This window comes from Ruegeria sp. ABV4_181 (assembly GCF_056158465.1).
This window is the reverse complement of the sequence record NZ_JBSWTI010000002.1, coordinates 40,001-58,906: the sequence shown is the minus strand read 5'-3', so window position 1 is coordinate 58,906 and position 18,906 is coordinate 40,001. Positions and strand designations below refer to the sequence as shown.

The following is an 18,906-nucleotide window of genomic DNA, read 5'->3' as shown; positions in this document are numbered from 1 at the left end:
ATCTATTACCGCTCTATGTGTAATCGTCGGTATTTGATCTCCGGAGATGCTCAACAGCTTTGCTGGCCTAGACCTGTGTGTTTGCTCTCTATGAGGTTTTGTCTCAGGAGCTCTATAAGCTGGCCTGAGCTACCTCCGTGTTTGTTTGTGTGTCTGGTGCTAGCTGGCCTGTGTTTCGCTCTCTGATGAGCTTTTCTGGCCTGTCTTCGGATATGTGTTTTCTGAGAACCTTTGTTTAATGGGTTTGTTAGGTTCAAAGGTTTACATTTTGGTCTGAAAAACTGGTTTTGAGCCGAAATCTGTCAACTTAAGGTAAACTTAGTGTAAACCTTTTGGCCCGAAATCGGTCGTTTTGAGGGGTGAAAGGTTTACATTCCGTCGATCCCGGCCGGCGCCATGTAAACCTTTGTCAACCTTATGCAACCTTTTGACGTTGTTGCGGGATCCGGCGAGGTAGGACGAACCAGCCATTCCTCACCGCAGGACCGATGCTGACTACTTCATAGCTCTGCGAACTACACAGAGGTGACGTAGAAGCTGCACCCGCCGCAACGTAGCTTCAGGATCGCTTCCGTTGCTTACGTCACGGAGGAACTGCAACCAGGCGCGCTCATTCAATGTCAGGTCGTCTTTCCGGTCATACATGGCAGCTACCTCCCAAAGATGGTCTTGATCGCCGTCTCTGACCGGCTGGTCAGCCTAGGATCGGTGTTGTTGGAAGCCTTGCGAATTGCATTAAGCCAACCAAGCTCATTCGACGTGACGGGTTCTCCGAACACCTCGACAACTGCCTCGGCTGCAGCCGGGCCGATCGACTGCTCAATTGCGAGGCGCATAAGGTAGGCGGCATCGCATTCTAGAGCTTTCGCCAAAGCCGGGACGCGATCCAATGCCACCTTGGAACTACCCTGCTTGATCATCGTGATCATGTTCGGGTTGACGTATCCTACCTGCGCCGCGATCTTGGCTTGGCTTTTAGTAGGTTTCTGTTCGAGCACCCTCCGTTTTACATACGTCGCCATCCGGGAATCTTCATACGGTTTTTTAGTCATCGCTACTCTCTAGAAAGTGTCGCAACACACGCTGCATGTCTTTGGTATAGCGATGATCTGGATGGGAATGCGCGGCGGGAGAAGCAGTAAAAAAACTTCCAGTAGGGGCAAGTTTGAAAATTTGCGAACCCTAGTTCCCACCCAGTTCATACCAAGGCAACTGTTCTATCGCATTGATCTTAGCTGTTAGAGTTACAAGGCCATAGTCGTCGCCGGCTGTCTTTCCGGCATGCCCTTGGATGGCATCGACAACGCGATCTGAGATGCCGAGTTCGCGGCACTGCGTTTTGAACCGGTGCCGCCACGCATGATTGGGCAGCAATCCTTCTGGCGCCAGCCCGGACTTGCTAAGCCATGCTGCAATCTGATTTGCGATACGCTTCGCCTTGCGTGAATAGTCCTCTTGTCTCGTGCCGCCGTGGAACATTGGGCCGGGCTTCGCGACTTCGACAAAGTCAATGAAGCCCTCGCTTATGATTTGGGGATGCAGCGGAGCGTCACGATATCCACCTGTCTTAACCGAACCGGCGTCGGGCGTAATCCGAATAACCCAATGCTCATCGATCTTGCGCACGTCTTCTTTGCGGAGCTGAGTAATCTCTGAGACGCGCGCACCAGTGAAGGCGCATATTATTGGTGCCCATCGTTTGGCGGCAACCAGATGTGATTTCTCTCTGATATAGCCGCGCTCATCTTCGTTGGGTTGGTAGGATCGGCTTGCATTCAAGACCTTGTTTGCCTCGGGATCTACATATCCACGTTCCCGAGCGTGCTGTTTCTTAGGTTTTGCCTGCCGCACGTTGGCTGCCGGATTCTCATTCAGGAATTCATTCTCGACTGCCCACGAAAATAGTGACCGGATGGTTGAGAGATACACATCGCTAACCGTCTTGGCCGACAAGTCACGCATCAGGTGATCACGCCACGCCAGCAGGTTTTTCTTTGTTACTCGTGTTGCGTCGTTGTGCTTTAGGTATTTGACCAACTTATCGATGACCGGCTGTTGTCGACCTGTGCCAGACCGCATGAACCCGGCTTGCTGGCGGTGCGCAACGTAGTCTTTCCAGAGCTGTTTGATGCTGACCGGCGTAGGGGCGTTTTCCGGGGGCTGTGCGTTCACAATGATTGGCGCTGTGGGTGTGCCTGTAAAATCCCCTTCATCGCGCTCTAGGGAGCGCGCAAGGGCTTCAAGCTCTGCTTGGCGAAGGGCACGGGCTATCGCTCGCCATTCGGTGCTACCCGGTGCCGCATCCACATTGCCAGCAGCCCGGAAGCGTTCAATCTGTGCGCCGACCAGTTCGCCTAGTTCAGCGTCATTGGCATTCCCGGCTATGGCAGCGCGCAGGCGGTCAACCAGTAGGTCATCAATGCCGACAGCAGAATAGCGTGGATCATTTCTGAGTTGATCATCAAAGGCCATGCGCTGGTGATAGTGGCTGTGTGCGATCTGACTCGGTGTTAGAGGGAAGCGGGCAGGGGCGTTTGGTGGTCGGTTTGGGTTCGCCTTTTGCTCTGCCACCGCGATCTGATGCTGAATCTGCGTAACTGCGCCCGGCAAAAGTTTGAGCGCTTCGCGGTAGTCACCACCCAGAGCGATGCGCAGCTCGGTCTTCCCGATGATTCCGCGCAGGTCTTTCGGAACCACAACACGTGCATGATACCGCCCGGAACGGTTGACGAGGTGACGAATCTTACCTGCCATGGAAACACCTTTTGTAACCAAAGTTGTAACCTTCAAACGGACATAACGCCCTGTTTGCAAGGGTTTTCTTTTGTTTCAAAAGGTTAGAATGGTGGGTGATGAGAGACTCGAACTCCCGACATCTTCGGTGTAAACGAAGCGCTCTACCAACTGAGCTAATCACCCGTGACGGTGCATGTAGCCAAGCCTGCGCGCGGGCGCAAGAGGGTCCGGAAGAATTTCTTTGCCTGAAGGCGGATCAGTTTACCATCTCGTTCAGTGCGGCCAGCAACTGGGCCACTTCCTGCTCGGTATTGTAGTGGCACAGCGAAATCCGGATGCAGTCGCTCAGGCCCAGCGGGGTCAGCACATTGCCGCTGTAATGGTCGGCTTTTCGGATATGGGTGCGGATGCCCTGTTCGTTCAGCCTGGTGACGACTTCGGCTGAAGGGACATCGCGCAGAACCACGGACACCAGCCCCTCACGCGCCGGGTTGTCGGCCCCGGCCAGAATGCGCACGTGGTCCATGTCCCGCAGGCCGGGCAGATTGCCGGTGCCGTTGATCATCGCGTTGGTCAGGTGAGTTTCATAGGCGTGAATTGCGCGGCCTGCGGCTTCGATTCGGGCCCGCCGGTCGGACGCGTCAGATACTTGCGTGCCAAGCCAGTCGAAATAGCGCACCACATCCGACATTGTGGCGTATGAGCCGGTGTCGCGGGTGCCGAATTCCCACCCGTCTGCGGGTGCATCGATCAATTGATCATGGGGTAGGGCGGTCAGGCGGTCGGAAATCCAGGCGATGCCATAGCCGTGACGCGAAAACACCTTGTAAGGTGAGATTGCATAGCCATCGATGTCATAGCTGTCGATATCCACCTGCCCATGGGCTGCGTGCTGGATGCCGTCGACGATGATGAAACAGTCGGGCGAAACCGCGCGAATGGCCTGCGCAATGGCAGTGACATCCATGCCCATCCCGGTTACCGGGGAAGCGTGCAGGATCGTGGCGACACATACATCCGGCGTCATGGCGGCACGATAGTCTTCGGCGGTGACCAGACCGGTTTCGTCATCATGTGGAACGTTGACATAAACCAGCCCGGCGATACCGGCCCAACGGCGCGCGGCGCTGCGGCTGGCCGGGTGCTCGATCGAACTGCCGATGACTTTGCGGCCCCTGGGCGCGTTCACACAGGCGGTTCGGATCATTCGGAACAACAGTTCGGTCCCGCTTTCGCCGACAAAAAACTGACCGGCCGAGGCATTCATGAAAACGGACAGATCGGCCTTTGATGTGTTGATGATGTCGACAAGGGCATGGCTGGCAACATTATCGCGCCCCTGATTGTCAGGGATGGCTGCAAACTTTGCCGAGGTTTCGATGACGGAATTCAACGTCAGCGCGCCGCCTGCGTTTTCGAAGAAAATGCGGGGTCCCTGAAACGGGCAGGCGTCGACATGGGCAAACCGGGCGCGGATGGCGTCGATCAGGCCGGGTGTGTTTTGCAGCATTGTCAGCGTCCTGCTTCCTGGGTCACGGGCAGCATCCACGCGATGACAAACGGGATCAATGTCGTTTGCGACACGGGCGAAGGCTGAACTGACGGAAATGATCGTGAACCGGGTTAATGTCGTGCCTTTTCCGTATGCTGTGCCTGCGGGATACGGGAAAGGCGCTTGCGCGTGCCCCGTTGCCTCAGATATCCCCGGAAGGACTGTAATCTTCCAGGCGGGAGTACATATGATCCTGTCCCCTGTCCGCCGATTTCTGATCGCGGCTCTGGCTCTGGGTGTTTTGACGCTGGCTCCGATCCGGGCCGGAGCGGACGGGATTTTGGTGTTTGCCGCTGCCAGCCTGAAAAATGCGCTGGATGAAATCGCGCCGGTGTTCGAGCAGCAGACGGGGCATGACGTCACCGTATCCTTTGCGGCCTCATCGGTTTTGGCGCGACAGATTCAGTTGGGCGCGCCTGCGGATCTGTTCATTTCGGCCAATGCGGACTGGATGGATTTCCTTCAAGAGCGTGGATTGGTTGATCCTGCGTCGCGCGTTGATCTGCTGGGAAACGGGCTGGTTCTGATTGGTGCGGTGGATCAGCCGGACATCGGAGACATGCGTGCGGATGTCGATCTGCCGGGGTTGCTGGTTGGCGGCCATCTGGCGATGGCTCTGGTCGATGCCGTTCCGGCGGGAATTTATGGCAAGGCTGCACTACAAAACCTGGGGCTTTGGGGCGATGTAAAGGATCACGTCGCGCAAACCGACAATGTGCGCGCGGCTCTGGCTCTGGTTGCCACCGGAGCAGCCCCATTGGGGGTCGTGTACCGGTCTGACGCGATGGCGGAAAACAGAGTGAAGGTCGTCGCCGCATTCCCTTCTGATCTGCATCCGCCAATTGTCTATCCGGCCGCGGTGACAGGTGCCGCCGCCGCCGGGGCATCAGAGTTTCTGGATTATCTTCAGTCGGAAGTGGCCCGGTCCGTGTTTGCAGAGCAGGGTTTTACCCTGCCGGGCAGCTAACCGGGTGGGTTGGCTGGGACCAGCGGAACTGGAAGCGCTGAGGCTGTCCCTGCGCGTGTCGTTCTGGGCGACATTGGTGGCGCTGCCCTTTGGAATTTTCGTCGCTTACGCGCTGGCACGCTGGCGATTTCCCGGTCGTCAGCTTTTGAACGGGCTGGTGCATTTGCCGCTGATCCTGCCCCCGGTTGTGACCGGATATCTGCTGTTGCTGACCTTTGGCATTCAGGGGCCGCTGGGCAGGTTGCTGGCCGAATTCGGCATCGTCGTGGCCTTTCGCTGGACGGGCGCGGCGCTGGCGGCGGGGATCATGGCCTTCCCGCTGATGGTGCGCGCCATCCGCCTGTCGATTGAGGCCGTGGACCCCAAACTGGAACAGGCTGGCGCGACACTTGGGGCATCGCGACCGTTTGTGTTTGCAACCATAACCCTGCCGATGATCCTGCCGGGCGTGATCGCCGGGTCCATCCTCGCCTTTGCCAAAGCGATGGGCGAGTTCGGTGCAACCATCACATTTGTGTCGAACATACCGGGACAGACGCAAACGCTGCCCTCGGCGGTCTACGCATTCCTGCAGGTGCCGGGGGGCGAAGGCGCGGCAACCCGACTAGTGGTGATTTCAATCGTGATCGCCATGGGGGCGTTGTTGCTGTCGGAATACGTCGGTCGGCGCGCCGCCGCGCGGGTGGCCGGATCATGAGCCTGTCCGTCCACCTGCGGCACGATTTGCCCGATATGACGCTGGACCTCAGCTTTGAGGCTCCGGCAGGGGTCACGGTTCTGTTCGGGCGGTCGGGGTCCGGCAAAACCACGGTGGTCAACGCGGTAGCCGGGCTGTTGCGACCCACATCCGGGCGTGTGGCCGTAAACGACTGGAAGCTGTTCGATACCGAGGAAAACCTGTGGCTGCCGCCCCATCGGCGGCGGCTTGGGTACATTTTTCAGGAAGGCCGCCTGTTTCCGCATCTGACGGTTCGCCAAAATCTCTCCTATGGGCGCTGGTTCGCCCCCAAAGGCGCGCGCCGCGAAAACCCCGACAAGGTGATTGATATGTTGGGTATCGGCCACCTGCTGGACCGTCGCCCGGCCGGGCTTTCGGGGGGCGAGAAACAACGCGTGGCCATTGGTCGGGCGCTTCTGGCCAGCCCGCGCCTGATCCTGGCGGACGAGCCGCTGGCGGCGCTGGACGACGCCCGCAAGGCTGAAATCCTGCCCTATTTCGAACGGCTGCGGGATGAGGTCTCGGTCCCCATTCTGTACGTCACCCACTCCGCCGCCGAGGTCGCCCGGTTGGCGACGTCAGTTGTTGCGCTGCAGGACGGTAAAGTGGTGCGGCACGGACCGGCATCCGAGGTGATGGCCGACCCGTCGGTGGCCCCCGCCGGTGTGCGGGCAGTAGGTGCGGTGTTGCAGGTCCGGGTCCGCAAGCATCACGCCGACGGGTTGACCGAACTGGATGCCGGCGGCGAAAGCCTGTTCCTGCCGAGGGTGCCGCATCAGATCGGTGAGGATCTTCGGATCCGTATTCCCGCGCAGGAGGTCATCCTGTCGAGCAAAAGGCCCGAGGGCCTTTCTGCCCTGAACATGTTGGGGGGCACCGTGGAAACGATCCGCGCGGGCGAAGGCCCCGGGGCCATCGTCTCGGTGAAAACCCCCGCAGGGTCGGTTCTGGCCCGCGTCACCCGCCGCTCGGTTGCGGCGCTGGAATTGGAGCCGGGCAAACCCTGTTTTGCAGTGATCAAAACAGTCGCGCTGGCGCCGCAGGATGTCGGTGGGCGTGTGAACGCGCCCTAAACCAGAGCGCGGGCTTCGAATTCGCGCAGGATCATCCGGGCGGCACGACCGAACCCCGCCCCTGTTGGCGTGGCGGTGTCGGGGAATATCGCGGCCAGTTCCTGCAATGCGTCCGAAGACAGGGTGTAGAGGGATTCCTCGCCCAGAAACAAGCTCTCTGCCGGTGCGCCTTCGGCCGTCAGGATTTCGTGGTTGTCGAGCAGAATATGAAAATACTCCACCGGTTCATCCGACATCTCAATATCGATGCCCGGCCACGAACACAGGTGTTTGGCTGCGACAAGGGCCTCGCGCGCGCCGAACAAAAGTTCGACTTTGGGACCCCGGACCAGAATTCGGTGCTGTTGAGAGACCAGCAGATCGCGAGCGGGCGTATTGAAACCCAGACTGCCGGCACTGATCCTGACGGGACGCATGGCCGGATTGTCCCGTAACCGATCCGGCGGCAGGGCGCTGCTTTCAATCCACCGGATCGGCTGCGGGCCGTGATCCTGCGTGTGGACATTGTCGCCCGCGGCCAGCGTCTCGATTGGCCGCGCGCCGTTGTCCGTGTCAATCAGAGTGCCGGCTGTAAAACAGACCCCTTCGATGGTGATGGTGACGGGCTGAGAGAGGTTGAAAGGCAGCGTGCCGAAGGGAAAGGCAACCGTTCCGGTGACCTGAACCGTGAACGTGTCAATGGCGATATCTCCGCTGTCGAGGCTGTCGAAGAAAACCGGGTCGACGGTATAGGTCCATTCGCCGGTATTTGGATCGACAGAGGCGGTGCCGAAGGCCGGCGGGGACGAAATAACCCAGGTCTGCGACGTGATCGTGCCCGGTGTATCGACGTCCAGATCGCCGGTCGCCATATTCGGCGGGTTGCCGGTGACCAGACCTGTTGTGTCGCCCGCGATAGATGCCATGTCACATACCCTCCTTCTGCAGGGCCAGTTCGAATTCCTGTTTGCGGTACAAGCGCATGTGCACATCGCCCGCATCGTCGCGGGTCCATTCCACGATCCGGTTTCGGGTCATGTCGCTATCCATGCGGTTTGTTCGCACGCGGGGATGCGGGATCTGGTTCTTCAGAAGTTCCACGATCTGGTTGGTCTGACCGAAAGGGGCAACCAGATCCACGATCCAGAATGATGATCCGCTGGTGAAATCCGTGTCGGTCAGCGGTGTTTCCTGCACCGCATACCGGTGTTCCGCCTCGGCGCTGAGGCCCGCAAATGTCACAAAGCCGCGGGGAAAGCCGTTCTGGCGAAAGATGTGATACTGTCCCAGCCGGAACGGAGTTTCAAACGCGTACAGGACCTGCCCCAGACTGCGGTCCCGGTGCGTCCGGGTCAGCGAGGCAAGATAGAACATCGCGCCGAAATCCGCATATTTGTCGGGCGGGAAGTCGAACCAGTCTTTTGGGAATGCCTTGCTCAATACAAACCCCGTTCAATTCTGACATCCGGATTCTAACCTCTAAAGTTTTGAAATGATACTGTTTTGGCCTCGGTTTCCCCTATGGCGAGCCGGGTTGCAGCCCAACGTCACGGGACGCGAACTTTACTCGTTCGGCACGACGACTATGATCCTTGTCAGGTTTGGTTTGTTTTTAGGGATTTATTGCCATGCGGTACTGGAGGTTGTGGGGCGCACTCGCACTGGTTGTGTTGCCCGGATTGGCGCAGGCCGTCGGGTTCGGCATTGGCCTGAACCCTGCATTTCGCACAACGGTCACCCCGCTGAACGGCGGTATTTATCAGGTGTCCACCAGCGGTACCTCGGCTGCGGTCGCCTATTGGTGTGGTATCGGTGACTTTGCCATCCGCACCCTGCGCACGCAGGCGACACAGCGCATCTACATCACCAAGGCGTATGAGAAGCAAACGCGGACGGTGCAGTTTTCCCTGACCGCGCCCGAAGGCGTAGACACCACGCCGGGCTATTCCGTCACCGTCAAGCGCGTCGGCGAGAACATGACCGCCGGTTCCGCGCAGGGCTACTGCTTTGACAATTTCATGGATTTCGGGTTCTGAGGGCGGCTCAGTCCCATTTTGCCATCGGCGGCAGGCTCATCAGGACCGCGTCCGGGTCGTGACCGGTTTCCAGCCCGAACTTGGTGCCCCGGTCATAAACGAGGTTGTATTCGGCATAAAGGCCGCGATGTACAAGTTGGGTGTTCTTGTCATCATCGCTGAACGCCTGCACCCGGCGCTTTTCGACCAGCGGCAGAAATGCGGGCAGAAATGCCCGGCCGATATCCTGCGTCAACGCGAAATCCCGGGCCCAGTCGCCGGTACAATAGTCATCCATGAATATCCCGCCGACTCCGCGCGCGCGCTTGCGGTGGGGGATATAGAAATACTCGTCCGCCCAATCCTTTAGTCGCGGATAGTGCCCGGGTCCGTGCGGGTCTAGATGGGATTTCTGGGTGGCGTGAAAATGGGCCGTGTCGTCTTCGTATTCGATGCAGGGGTTCAGGTCCGAACCGCCACCGAACCACCAGGCATGGGGTGTCCAGAACATGCGGGTGTTCATATGAACCGCCGGGACGTGTGGGTTTTGCATATGCGCGACCAGCGAGATGCCCGAAGCCCAGAATCTGGGGTCTTCGGTCATGCCCGGAATCCCTTTGCGCGCGGCCATGGCCTGTTGCGCGCGTGCGCCCAGCGTACCGTATACGGTCGAGACATTGACGCCGACCTTCTCGAACACCCGACCGCCGCGCATCACCGACATCAGCCCACCGCCCGCATCCGTGCCGTCCTCGGACCGGCGCTTGGTTTCCTTGATCTCGAACCGTCCCGGGCTGGCTTCTGCGAAAGGTCCGGTGGTGTGGCTGTCTTCGAGGGATTCAAACGCCGCGACGATGTCGTCGCGCAACTGGCGGAACCAGGCGGATGCGGTGGATTTTTCTGTATCGAACATGAGGGTCAGTGGGCCGGGGCTGCGACGGGGTCCAGCAGGGTGCGGCCGCCATCAATGGTCAGGATTTGTCCGGTGATGAACCCGGCCGCATCCGAAGCCAGATACTGCGCGGTTTCGGTCAGCTCAGAAGGCGCGGCAATCCGGGCCAGAGGCGTGTGTTTCTCGATGTCGTCGCGGAAGCTCCGGTTTTCCTTCAGTGTCGATTGCAGGGATGCACTCATCACCGATCCAAGCGCAATGGAATTCACCCGGATACGATGGGGGGCAAAGGCAACGGCCAGTGAACGCGTCATCTGATCCAGCGCCGCCGTCGACACCGAATAGGCCATCAGATCGGGATGCGTGCGCCGCGCGGCAATCGAAGACAGGTTGATGATCGACCCGGCCGGGTCCTCGTCATCATCGCCTGTCTGCTTGATCATCCGTTTGGCGACCAGCTGGCTCAGCCGCAGGGCGGGCATCAGGTTCTGGTTCAGCAGGGTGCGGACCGAGTCATCCTCGGTATCCAGAGGATCGGACGGGATCACCTGGCGCGAGCCGTTGATCAGGATGTCGATCTGTTCGAAGGCGTCGATGGTGGCCGACAGCAGGTTGGCGATTGTCAGCTTTTCCCGCAGATCGCCGGCAAAGAAGCGGATGTTGCTGTCATCGGCCTGCTCGCCCAGTTCCTCGGCCAGCCGCTTTTCGTCCATATCGGCGAACATCACATTGGCACCCGCGTCGGCAAAGTGCCGCCCGATGGCCAGACCGACGCCACTGGCGCCCCCTGTCACGATTGCGGTCTTGCCAGCTATGGAAAAGGACATGCACTTCCTCCTGAATTGCGGCGCAGGTTAACCGGGATCATCGCCGAGGGCGAGAGGCGTGAAACACCTTGAAACGATTGTCGCCGGCCACCTCTTCCACGCGCGCGAAGGTCTCTGCAAGCGTGGACTCATAGGGCAGGTGGCGGTTGGCAACCATCCAAAGGTCACCCTGTCGGGTCAGGTTTCTGGCCGCCGACGCGATAAAGCCTTGCCCCAATGCGGAATCGGCGCTGCGCGATGTGTGGAACGGCGGGTTCATCACGACCGTATCAACAGGGTCGGGCGCCCGCCATGTGACGGCATCGGCCCAGTGGAACAGGGCACGGGGTTCGGTCACGTTCGCGCGGGCGCAGGTCAGCGCGATATGGTCCGCCTCGACCAGATGGATGGATTTCAGCCCCGTGGTCTGCATAAGCCCCGCGGACAGAAACCCCCATCCGGCCCCTAAATCAGCGACCCGCGGGCCAATCTTGCCCGGCAACGCACCAAGCAACAGGGCAGAGGCAGGATCGATTCCGTCCGCGGAAAACACACCGGGCGCGGTCAGATACCCGTCCACCTTCTGACTTGCGGGCGCGGCCCAGTCGGAAAACGCAGCGCGATCGGACTGAAACCAAAATATCTTGCCATGAGCCTTGGAAATCGGCCCCTCGACTGCAACGCGCTTGCGGATGTCCTTAAGCACGCTGTCCACGCCATCGGTTTTTGCGCCGTCCACCACAACCACACCGCTGGCGCGGCTGCAGGCTTGATACACCAGACTGCGGGCCAGAGCCTTTGCGCGGGGCAGGAACACGATGGCGTCCTGGCAGGCATCCTGAGACTCGGGAACAACATCGAAACCCTGATTGGCAAAGTGATCGTGGAACGGTTTGAACGGCTGCACCACCTGTGTCTCGTGAGGCAGAGCTGACAAGTCATCGGCCATCGTCGGCCCCATAACCGTCAGCGGTTGCGACAACGTCAGGCCGCTTTGCAGGGCAAGATCAAGGCGAGGGGACATAAGCGTTTTCGGTCAGAGCGGCGCGGCCTTACTCTTCCCGTTCCATAGTGCATTGCAGGGGATGCTGATGCCTGCGGGCGAAATCCATGACCTGGCCCACCTTGGTCTCGGCAATCTCGTGGCTGAAGACACCGACCACGGCCACGCCTTTCTTGTGGACAGTCAGCATGATCTCGAACGCCTGCGCGTGGGTCATGCCAAAGAACCGCTCCAGCACATGCACGACGAACTCCATCGGCGTGTAGTCGTCGTTCAGCAGCAGAACCTTGTACAGCGGCGGACGCTTGGTCTTGGGGCGCGTCTGTACCAGAACGGACGACTCGGGGTCGTCGTCCGGCTCGTCAGACATCATCCATTGGTGTTCCAGCATCGCGTTCTACTATCCGATTCAGGCTTCGGTTTGTTTGTGCGGTTATATAACGTCACTAGGGCCGGAGAAAAGAGCCAGCAGGACGTATTCGACATGGACCAAAATCTTACCACAATCGGCTTCGATGCGGACGATACCCTGTGGCATAACGAGCGGTTTTTTCAGCTGACCCAGACCTATTTCACCGAATTGCTGGCCGATCACGCCGACCGGGACCACCTGCTGGAACGTCTGCTGGCCGCTGAAAAACGCAACATCCGGCATTACGGCTACGGAATCAAAGGTTTTACCCTGTCGATGATCGAAACCGCGATCGAGGTGACAGAGGACCGCGTTCCAGCCGCTGTTATTCGACGGCTGATCGAGGCCGGGCAGGAAATGCTGGCCCATCCGATCGAGTTGCTGCCCCATGCGCGCGAGGCGATCGAAAGCGTGGCGGCAACTCATCAGGTGGTACTGATCACCAAGGGCGACCTGATCGATCAGGAGCGGAAGCTGGCGCAATCAGGGCTGGGAGAGCTGTTCGATGCGGTCGAGATCGTGTCGGAAAAGTCGCCGGAAACCTATCGTGAGATATTTGCCAGCCATGGTCAGGGGCCCGCACATGCGATGATGGTGGGAAATTCGATGCGCTCGGATGTGGTCGCGCCGATTCGGGCCGGGTGCTGGGGTGTTTATGTGCCGCATGGGCTGGTCTGGGAAGTCGAACACGCGGAAACCCCTGTGGATAACCCGCGTTACAAAGAGCTGAGGGATCTGAGCGGGCTTTCGGATCTTGTCCGCGCGCTGAGTTGATGTTGCCAATTGGCCGCAGTCCCGGAATTTCGCGCAGATTCGACGACACAGTCTTGCCAGTATTGCGCATTTAGTGGCCGCCGCGCTGGAGCGAACAATATATTGTGGTGGGTCAAGGTGATAACGAAACCGCAAAAACACGAGCTTTCGGTTTATTTCAAAGGGGCGCTGTGCTAGCCTGACAGATAATAAAATAAATGGTTGCCGACCGGGAAAACCCGGCGGCCTGAGGTAGACAGAGGCAAAGATCGTGCAGGTTCGGCGGAAAGTTCCAGCCCGGATGGGCTTAATCCTTATGGCGTTGATATGGCTGCTTTCCTTTGCGCCTGTGCAAGGGGTCGCGGCACCGTATGCGGCGATGGTGATCGACGCCCGCACCGGTGAAGTGCTGCATTCGCGCAATGCCGACACCAGGCTGCACCCGGCTTCGCTGACCAAGATGATGACGCTCTATATTGCGTTCGAAGCGGTGAGGAACGGAGAGATCGACCTGGATACTCAGGTGCGCATCACCAAAAAGGCCGCCTCCGAGCCGCCGTCAAAACTGGGGTTGCGATCCGGCCAAAGGATTGCATTCCGTTATCTGATCCGGGCGGCGGCGGTAAAATCGGCCAATGATGCCGCCACTGCAATCGGAATCGCGATCAGCGGGTCCGAGGCGGCGTTTGCCCGTCGCATGACACGCACCGCCAAGGCCATGGGCATGAGCCGGACGACCTTCAAGAACGCGCACGGGCTGACGGAATCGGGTCACCTGTCGACCGCGCGGGACATGACCACGCTGGGCCGTCATCTGCTGTATGATTATCCGCAGTACTACAACCTGTTCTCGCGCCAGTCGACGCATGCGGGGATCAAGACGGTTCCCAACACGAACCGTCGCCTGTTGGCTGCCTACAAAGGGGCGGACGGGATCAAGACGGGATACACCCGTGCGGCTGGTTTCAACCTGGTTGCGTCCGCCAAGCGCAAGGACGAACGCATCATTGCCACGGTCTTTGGTGGCAAGTCCGGCGCGTCGCGCAATGCACGCGTGGCCGAGCTGCTGGATATGGGCTTTCGTCGTGCCCCCTCGCGGGCACCGATCCGCAAACCAGCCCGCCCGGCCTATGCCGGAAATTCCGGGCTGGGCGCCACGATTGCCGCTCTGACCGTTGCGCCGAAATCCAGCCTGCGTCCGGTGCTGCGTCCGGGGCCGGGTGCCGCGGTGCAAGTCGCGGGCACTGTTGCCGAAACCGCCGCCAAGAACGGTGCGCGTATTCAGGATGGAATTGCAGCCGCAATTGCCGCGGCGGATATCCAGACACCCACCGACGATACGACGCGGCCTGCCGCTCGTCCCGGGGATCTTGTTCTGGCCTCGACCGATCCGGCCGTACAACCCGAGCCAGAGCAGGAAATCGTCACCCGGCTGTCCACATCCGGCGGGCATCTGTGGGGCGTCAATGTCGGCCGCTATACCACCCGATACGAGGCGGAAAAGGTTTTGCTGAAAACCGCCCTGTCGGAAATGACCACTCTGGAAGGCACGCTGCGCAAGGTGAACCAAAGCTCGCGCGGCTTTGATGCGACGTTTCAGGGCATGACCCGCGAACAGGCCGATCTGGCCTGCCGCAGATTGCAGGCCCGGAACGTCACATGTTTCATGATCGGGCCGTCATAAGACCCGACATGCTCTCTCCTGGCTGGATTTGGCTGCGGGGTCACCCGCAGCCTTTTTTGTCAGTCGAAGACGTGGCCGTGCTGGTATTGTTCATCCTGCCCGGCGGCGGCCGTCAAGGCCGCTACATTGTCCTTGGTAAAGAACCCGTCATAGTGGTGGCAGCGCTCGATATATTCCGTGATCAGCAGCGTGTTCTTTGAGTGTTTCGAGAAGATCTGTTTCAGGTTCGGATCGTCTTTGCACTCGCCCACCACATGGGCCAGGAACGGCACGCCCTTGTCTTTCAGCGTGTTGACCACGAAATCCACGTTCTTTTCGCCCGCGTTGTGATCGCCATCCTGAATTTCAACCGCCATGTGGTGCAGGCGGCGACCGAAATTGCGTACGAAATCCTCGGTCGGCATCGGCAGCTTGGCGAATGAATTCACAAAAGAAGGCGTGTTGTTGGCTGTGAAAACCTTGGCTGGCGATTTCTTGTCGTCATCCACATTGGCGTTGCGGTTTACATTGGTCGACGAGTTCATGTCGAAGATGTTGTACGCCCCCCAGAAGTAATAGGGCACCATGGTCAGGAACTCGAGGATTGCGTCCTCGCGCTCGCCGGCCAGGACGCGGGTGGCAAGGTGATCGATGCCCAGCATCAGTGGCGCGATCTTGCTGTCGGCGCCAAACGCGGCGGCCTGTTCCAGCTGCGCCTGTTCCGCATCGTTAAGCAAGACCCGATCACCAAGGCCCAGACTGTCGGGGTCGTTGAAATCCAGCGTGGAATAACCGACCCGGTTGCAGGTGAAATCGGACGGCGTTGTAAAGCAGAATCCATCCAGCGTGTAGAACGGGTTTTCGGTGTCACCGCTGTATTCGAACCGGATGTTCTGATCTTCGAGCGTCTTGCAGAGGGTTTTGAGTTCCGTCGCACCGTAAATCTCGCCGACATAGCGGGTTTGCGGAGTGCTGCGGGCCAGCGGGTACATCCGGTTGATGCGCGGTATGAAGTCTTCGAAGCCGGAGCTCAGCGGGGCCATAACGATCAGCGCGGGATAGTCCGGATGTGAATGCAGGATCGAAAATTTGTGGGTTTGCCCCAGATACGTGGCCGTGTGGCGATAGGGGGTCATGACATAGAGTTCGATCAGGGTGTCGAACAGCGCGGTGGTTTCCACCTGAAGAACGATTGCCCGCATCGCGCCGACCTGATCGGCAATGCCGGAAATGTCACGCCGTTCGTAAATCATCGGCAGGTATTCATTGAAAAAGTCCGAGTTTTTCTTGTCGCCCCGGGGTTCATAAGACATCAGATCGAAAGACATTAACTTACCTCCTTGCGTGCACCCGATTGCGATCAGGCGCGGCGCTGCCTGGATTTGTAGTATTCAGAACATGCACTTGCCGGCATGCTAGGGACTGAAATCCGCGCGGGCAACAGTAAGAAAGTGGGCCGCTGACCTTACGCCGGGATGGCTATCGGATGAATTTTGTCACCTCGACACCGCCGTCTATCAGGTTTTGGCGCACCGACCGGGCGATCTGAACCGCCGTTGGTCCGTCACCATGCAGGCAGATCGTGTCAATCGAGGTCTCCAGCCGCTTGCCGGATTCGGTGATGATGGCCCCTTCGCGGACCATGTTCAGAATACGGGGGCCGGCAATGTCCGGGTCATGGATGACGGCTCCGGGCAGGCTGCGATCTACAAGTGTGCCGTCATCATTATAGGCACGATCCGCAAAAATCTCGCCGACCCATTTGCAGCCCAGCTCGCGTACGGCCTCTTCCTGTTTGGTGACCGCCAGAACCATGATGATGATGTCGGGGTCCACATCCAGCGCGCCCTGATAGCAGGCCCGCGCCATGTCGATATCGACCGAACACATATTGGCCAGCGCGCCATGTAGTTTCAGATGCCGCACTTGCGCGCCAACCGCCTTGGCCATCCCTATTGCCGCGCCCAGCTGATAGCGCACCAGATTGCGTAGGGTCGCGTGCGGCACCTTCATGTTGCGACGGCCAAAACCCTGCAGGTCGGGAAAGCCGGGATGCGCACCGATGCCGACGCCGTTTTCAGCAGCCAGAGCCATCGTCTGCGCCATCACATCCGGGTCACCTGCGTGAAAGCCGCAGGCGATATTGGCCGAGGTGATGATCTTCAGCAGGCTGTCATCGTCGCCCATCTTCCAGGGACCAAAGCTTTCCCCCATATCGGCATTCAGATCGACGCTGGGCATTGGCAGCACTCCTTAGTCAGTGGCAGAGATCATTCCGCCGATCAATTGGTAGGACAACAGGTCCGGGATGTCATGCGGGTCGCGCACCAGTGGTTCCACCCGGGACCGCATCCGCGACAGGTCCGCCACAAAGGCAGCCTGCAGGGCGATGGCCTCTTTCATCGTCACGAACAAAAACCGAACCAACCCGCCTGCCGGGGTCTGTGCCGCGCGCGGCAAGTCGCAAGGCAGGACAGTGGCGATGCGGGGGTAGCCTCCGGTGGTTTGGCATTCGGGCAGCAGGATAAAGGGGTTTCCGGTGCCGGTCATCTGAATGTCACCGGGCGTTATGACTTCGGACAGAATGTTCAGCTGCCTTTTGGCGGCGAACCCTTCTCCGTCGCTGTCCAACTGCATTCCCATCCGGTTGGCCCGCGCGCCGCGGCGAAATTCGGTTTGGCCAAAGCGGTCCAGCGTGTCCTGATCGAACAGTGCGGACTGAAAGCTGGTCACCACGCGCAAGGTTCCTCCGGCAAACCGCTCATCAGGGCGCAGTTTCGCGCCGGCATCACCCGTGTCGGGCGCGGACGGCAATATATCCCCGGCTTGCACCGCGCGCCCGACATTCGCAGTCAGATGGGCCGAGCGAGATCCCAGCACCATTGGCGTTTCGATCCCGCCACCAAGATGCAGGTAACCGTAATTCCCCTGCTTGACCGCCCCGATGGACAGCTGTTGCCCGGTCATAAGGGAATGAGAGGCATTCCAGACCACAGGAACATTGTCGACGCTGGCCTGCATCGGGGCACCCGTCAGGGCAATGCGTACGGGTTGCGTGGCTTCGAATACACCGCCCATGCCCGCCATTTCCAATGCCGCGCAATCCGGGCTCTGCCCTAACAGGGCCGCGCCTTCATGCAGGGCCAGCTGATCCGCAGCGCCCGATCGCGACAGACCCTGATCCAGATACCCGCTGCGACCATGATCCTGTATTGTGCAGGCAGGGCCGATACTGATCACGCGCAGGCTCATCCCGGGATCTCCTCGCAGGTCGCTCCGCCCGAACCATCGGTGGCGGTCGCACGGATTTCCTCCAGTTCCTTTTCCGAGACCGGCAGAAACTGCATTTCATCGCCGGGGCGCAGCGCAAAGCTTTGCCGGGCTTCCGGCCGGAAACAGCGAAAAGCCGTCTGACCGACATGACGCCATCCGGTCGGGGTCGGGCCCGAAAACAGCACAAACTGAGAAATGGCCAGAACCAACGCGCCCTCCGGCACCATCGGTGTAAGTTCACTAAGGCGCGGAATATTGAACTCGGGTCCCAACGGCCCGAGATAGGGCTGCCCCGGGGCAAAGCCGATGGTCAGAACCCGAACGCGCGTTTCGCTCAGGCGCCGTATTGCGTCGTCAGTGGTCAGCCCCGCCGAGGAGGCCGCCTCATCCAGTTGCGGGGCAAGAACGCCCCCATATACAGTTGGCACCCGCCACAGTCTGCGCCCGCCCGGCAGTGGCGTTTGATACCAGTTCTGTTGCCGCAGCACCTGTTCAATCCGTGCATGAAGTTCGGCATGAGGCAGGCTCAGGGGGTCGAACCGCACATAGGCAGAGGCCAGCGAGGCGGACGTCTCGATCACACCCTTCCACTTTAGTGAGTCGATTGCATTGCGAAATGCCAGAGCCGCCCGGTTCGAGGGTTCCGCCATCGTGTCGGCAAACGAGATCAACAGGCCGTCCAGGCCAACCGTTCGGATGCAAGGGAAAGGGTCAGCGTGCGTTAAGTTCATGTCACAGTGCGGGCGTATCTTTCTGCTGACCTGACCGTATTAAGGGTTAATGCGCAAGGCCCGGGATTCGGTTAGTGCCGAATTTGATGCCTGACGCGTAGGGCGAGGCGCGAAAACCGGGCTAATACTGAACCGGCCGGGGCGTCCGACTCGGTTTGGTCTTGTAGGCGTATATGACAGACGCACTATATATGGGGTCAGTGTGCATCGGATCTGATGCTACCAGAATGTCCGGAACGCCGCTTCGGCATGTAGACAGCATTTTGGGAGGGTCAGAGAGGATGGTAACTCACTGACAAAAAATAGAAAAACAAGAAAAAGCAAAAAAATCGC

General features: G+C 59.4%; 19 protein-coding genes and 1 tRNA gene. 6 read left to right on the top strand and 14 right to left on the bottom strand.

Going from position 1 to position 18,906, the window contains the following annotated elements:
- Positions 1-650: 650 nt before the first annotated feature.
- From ACXAC3_RS00290 to ACXAC3_RS00275, 4 genes are all read right to left on the bottom strand, one after another.
- A complete protein-coding gene (locus ACXAC3_RS00290; RefSeq protein WP_475154030.1) occupies positions 651-1,052 on the bottom strand; it encodes a helix-turn-helix domain-containing protein in 402 nt (133 codons plus the stop codon).
- Between the two features lie 130 nt (positions 1,053-1,182).
- The gene (locus ACXAC3_RS00285; protein WP_475154025.1) at positions 1,183-2,754 is read right to left on the bottom strand and encodes a DUF6538 domain-containing protein; all 1,572 of its coding nucleotides are present in this window, start codon (positions 2,752-2,754) and stop codon (positions 1,183-1,185) included.
- An 89-nt stretch (positions 2,755-2,843) separates the two neighbouring features.
- Positions 2,844-2,919: transfer RNA gene (locus tag ACXAC3_RS00280), tRNA-Val, on the bottom strand.
- 73 nt (positions 2,920-2,992) lie between these two features.
- Positions 2,993-4,246 (bottom strand): aminotransferase class V-fold PLP-dependent enzyme, encoded by a 1,254-nt coding sequence (locus ACXAC3_RS00275; RefSeq protein WP_475154023.1) that lies wholly within the window; start codon positions 4,244-4,246, stop codon positions 2,993-2,995.
- A gap of 229 nt (positions 4,247-4,475) precedes the next feature.
- Between ACXAC3_RS00275 and modA the strand changes: the two genes are divergently transcribed.
- The 3 genes from modA to modC are packed head-to-tail and all read left to right on the top strand — an operon-like array spanning position 4,476 to position 7,046.
- On the top strand, positions 4,476-5,255 hold the full coding sequence (modA, locus tag ACXAC3_RS00270) for a molybdate ABC transporter substrate-binding protein (RefSeq protein ID WP_475154021.1): 780 nt from the start codon (positions 4,476-4,478) through the stop codon (positions 5,253-5,255).
- A 4-nt stretch (positions 5,256-5,259) separates the two neighbouring features.
- Entirely contained in the window at positions 5,260-5,952 is a 693-nt protein-coding gene (gene modB, locus ACXAC3_RS00265) for a molybdate ABC transporter permease subunit (RefSeq protein ID WP_475154017.1), read from the top strand.
- Positions 5,949-7,046: a molybdenum ABC transporter ATP-binding protein gene (modC, locus tag ACXAC3_RS00260; protein ID WP_475154012.1), complete on the top strand. Its 1,098-nt coding sequence runs from the start codon at positions 5,949-5,951 to the stop codon at positions 7,044-7,046. Before modB ends, modC begins: the two co-directional genes overlap by 4 nt.
- Here the strand turns inward: modC and ACXAC3_RS00255 are convergent.
- Both ACXAC3_RS00255 and ACXAC3_RS00250 read right to left on the bottom strand, forming a co-directional pair.
- Positions 7,043-7,951, bottom strand: a complete 909-nt coding sequence (locus tag ACXAC3_RS00255) for a Hint domain-containing protein (RefSeq protein ID WP_475154006.1) — start codon at positions 7,949-7,951, stop codon at positions 7,043-7,045. The two genes, modC and ACXAC3_RS00255, sit on opposite strands and share 4 nt — an antisense overlap.
- A gap of 1 nt (position 7,952) precedes the next feature.
- Positions 7,953-8,465, bottom strand: coding sequence for a toxin-activating lysine-acyltransferase (locus ACXAC3_RS00250; RefSeq protein ID WP_475154002.1), 513 nt, complete (start codon positions 8,463-8,465; stop codon positions 7,953-7,955).
- Positions 8,466-8,653: 188 nt separating this feature from the next.
- Between ACXAC3_RS00250 and ACXAC3_RS00245 the strand changes: the two genes are divergently transcribed.
- Positions 8,654-9,061 carry a hypothetical protein gene (locus ACXAC3_RS00245; protein WP_475153998.1) on the top strand — a complete coding sequence of 136 codons (408 nt, stop codon included), beginning with the start codon at positions 8,654-8,656 and terminating at the stop codon, positions 9,059-9,061.
- A gap of 7 nt (positions 9,062-9,068) precedes the next feature.
- Here ACXAC3_RS00245 and hemF read toward each other — a convergent pair whose 3' ends face one another.
- From hemF to clpS, 4 genes are read right to left on the bottom strand one after another with little or no spacing between them, the layout of a single operon-like run.
- Positions 9,069-9,953: an oxygen-dependent coproporphyrinogen oxidase gene (gene hemF / locus ACXAC3_RS00240; RefSeq protein ID WP_475153993.1), complete on the bottom strand. Its 885-nt coding sequence runs from the start codon at positions 9,951-9,953 to the stop codon at positions 9,069-9,071.
- A gap of 5 nt (positions 9,954-9,958) precedes the next feature.
- The gene (locus ACXAC3_RS00235; protein WP_475153988.1) at positions 9,959-10,759 is read right to left on the bottom strand and encodes an SDR family NAD(P)-dependent oxidoreductase; all 801 of its coding nucleotides are present in this window, start codon (positions 10,757-10,759) and stop codon (positions 9,959-9,961) included.
- A 37-nt stretch (positions 10,760-10,796) separates the two neighbouring features.
- Entirely contained in the window at positions 10,797-11,762 is a 966-nt protein-coding gene (locus ACXAC3_RS00230) for a class I SAM-dependent methyltransferase (protein ID WP_475153986.1), read from the bottom strand.
- A gap of 28 nt (positions 11,763-11,790) precedes the next feature.
- Entirely contained in the window at positions 11,791-12,132 is a 342-nt protein-coding gene (gene clpS, locus ACXAC3_RS00225; RefSeq protein ID WP_475153982.1) for an ATP-dependent Clp protease adapter ClpS, read from the bottom strand.
- A gap of 93 nt (positions 12,133-12,225) precedes the next feature.
- Between clpS and ACXAC3_RS00220 the strand changes: the two genes are divergently transcribed.
- Positions 12,226-12,927 (top strand): HAD family hydrolase, encoded by a 702-nt coding sequence (locus ACXAC3_RS00220; RefSeq protein WP_475153978.1) that lies wholly within the window; start codon positions 12,226-12,228, stop codon positions 12,925-12,927.
- 280 nt (positions 12,928-13,207) lie between these two features.
- Positions 13,208-14,590: a D-alanyl-D-alanine carboxypeptidase family protein gene (locus ACXAC3_RS00215; protein ID WP_475153974.1), complete on the top strand. Its 1,383-nt coding sequence runs from the start codon at positions 13,208-13,210 to the stop codon at positions 14,588-14,590.
- A gap of 59 nt (positions 14,591-14,649) precedes the next feature.
- Here the strand turns inward: ACXAC3_RS00215 and ACXAC3_RS00210 are convergent, their stop codons facing one another.
- The 4 genes from ACXAC3_RS00210 to ACXAC3_RS00195 all read right to left on the bottom strand — a co-directional run bounded on the left by ACXAC3_RS00210 (position 14,650) and on the right by ACXAC3_RS00195 (position 18,573).
- A complete protein-coding gene (locus ACXAC3_RS00210; protein ID WP_475153970.1) occupies positions 14,650-15,897 on the bottom strand; it encodes a hypothetical protein in 1,248 nt (415 codons plus the stop codon).
- A 151-nt stretch (positions 15,898-16,048) separates the two neighbouring features.
- Positions 16,049-16,810 (bottom strand): LamB/YcsF family protein, encoded by a 762-nt coding sequence (locus ACXAC3_RS00205; protein WP_475153965.1) that lies wholly within the window; start codon positions 16,808-16,810, stop codon positions 16,049-16,051.
- 12 nt (positions 16,811-16,822) lie between these two features.
- A complete protein-coding gene (locus tag ACXAC3_RS00200; RefSeq protein WP_475153962.1) occupies positions 16,823-17,821 on the bottom strand; it encodes a 5-oxoprolinase subunit C family protein in 999 nt (332 codons plus the stop codon).
- Complete coding sequence (locus ACXAC3_RS00195; RefSeq protein ID WP_475153959.1) at positions 17,818-18,573, bottom strand: 5-oxoprolinase subunit B family protein; 756 nt, start codon at positions 18,571-18,573, stop codon at positions 17,818-17,820. Before ACXAC3_RS00195 ends, ACXAC3_RS00200 begins: the two co-directional genes overlap by 4 nt.
- Positions 18,574-18,906 lie beyond the last annotated feature (333 nt).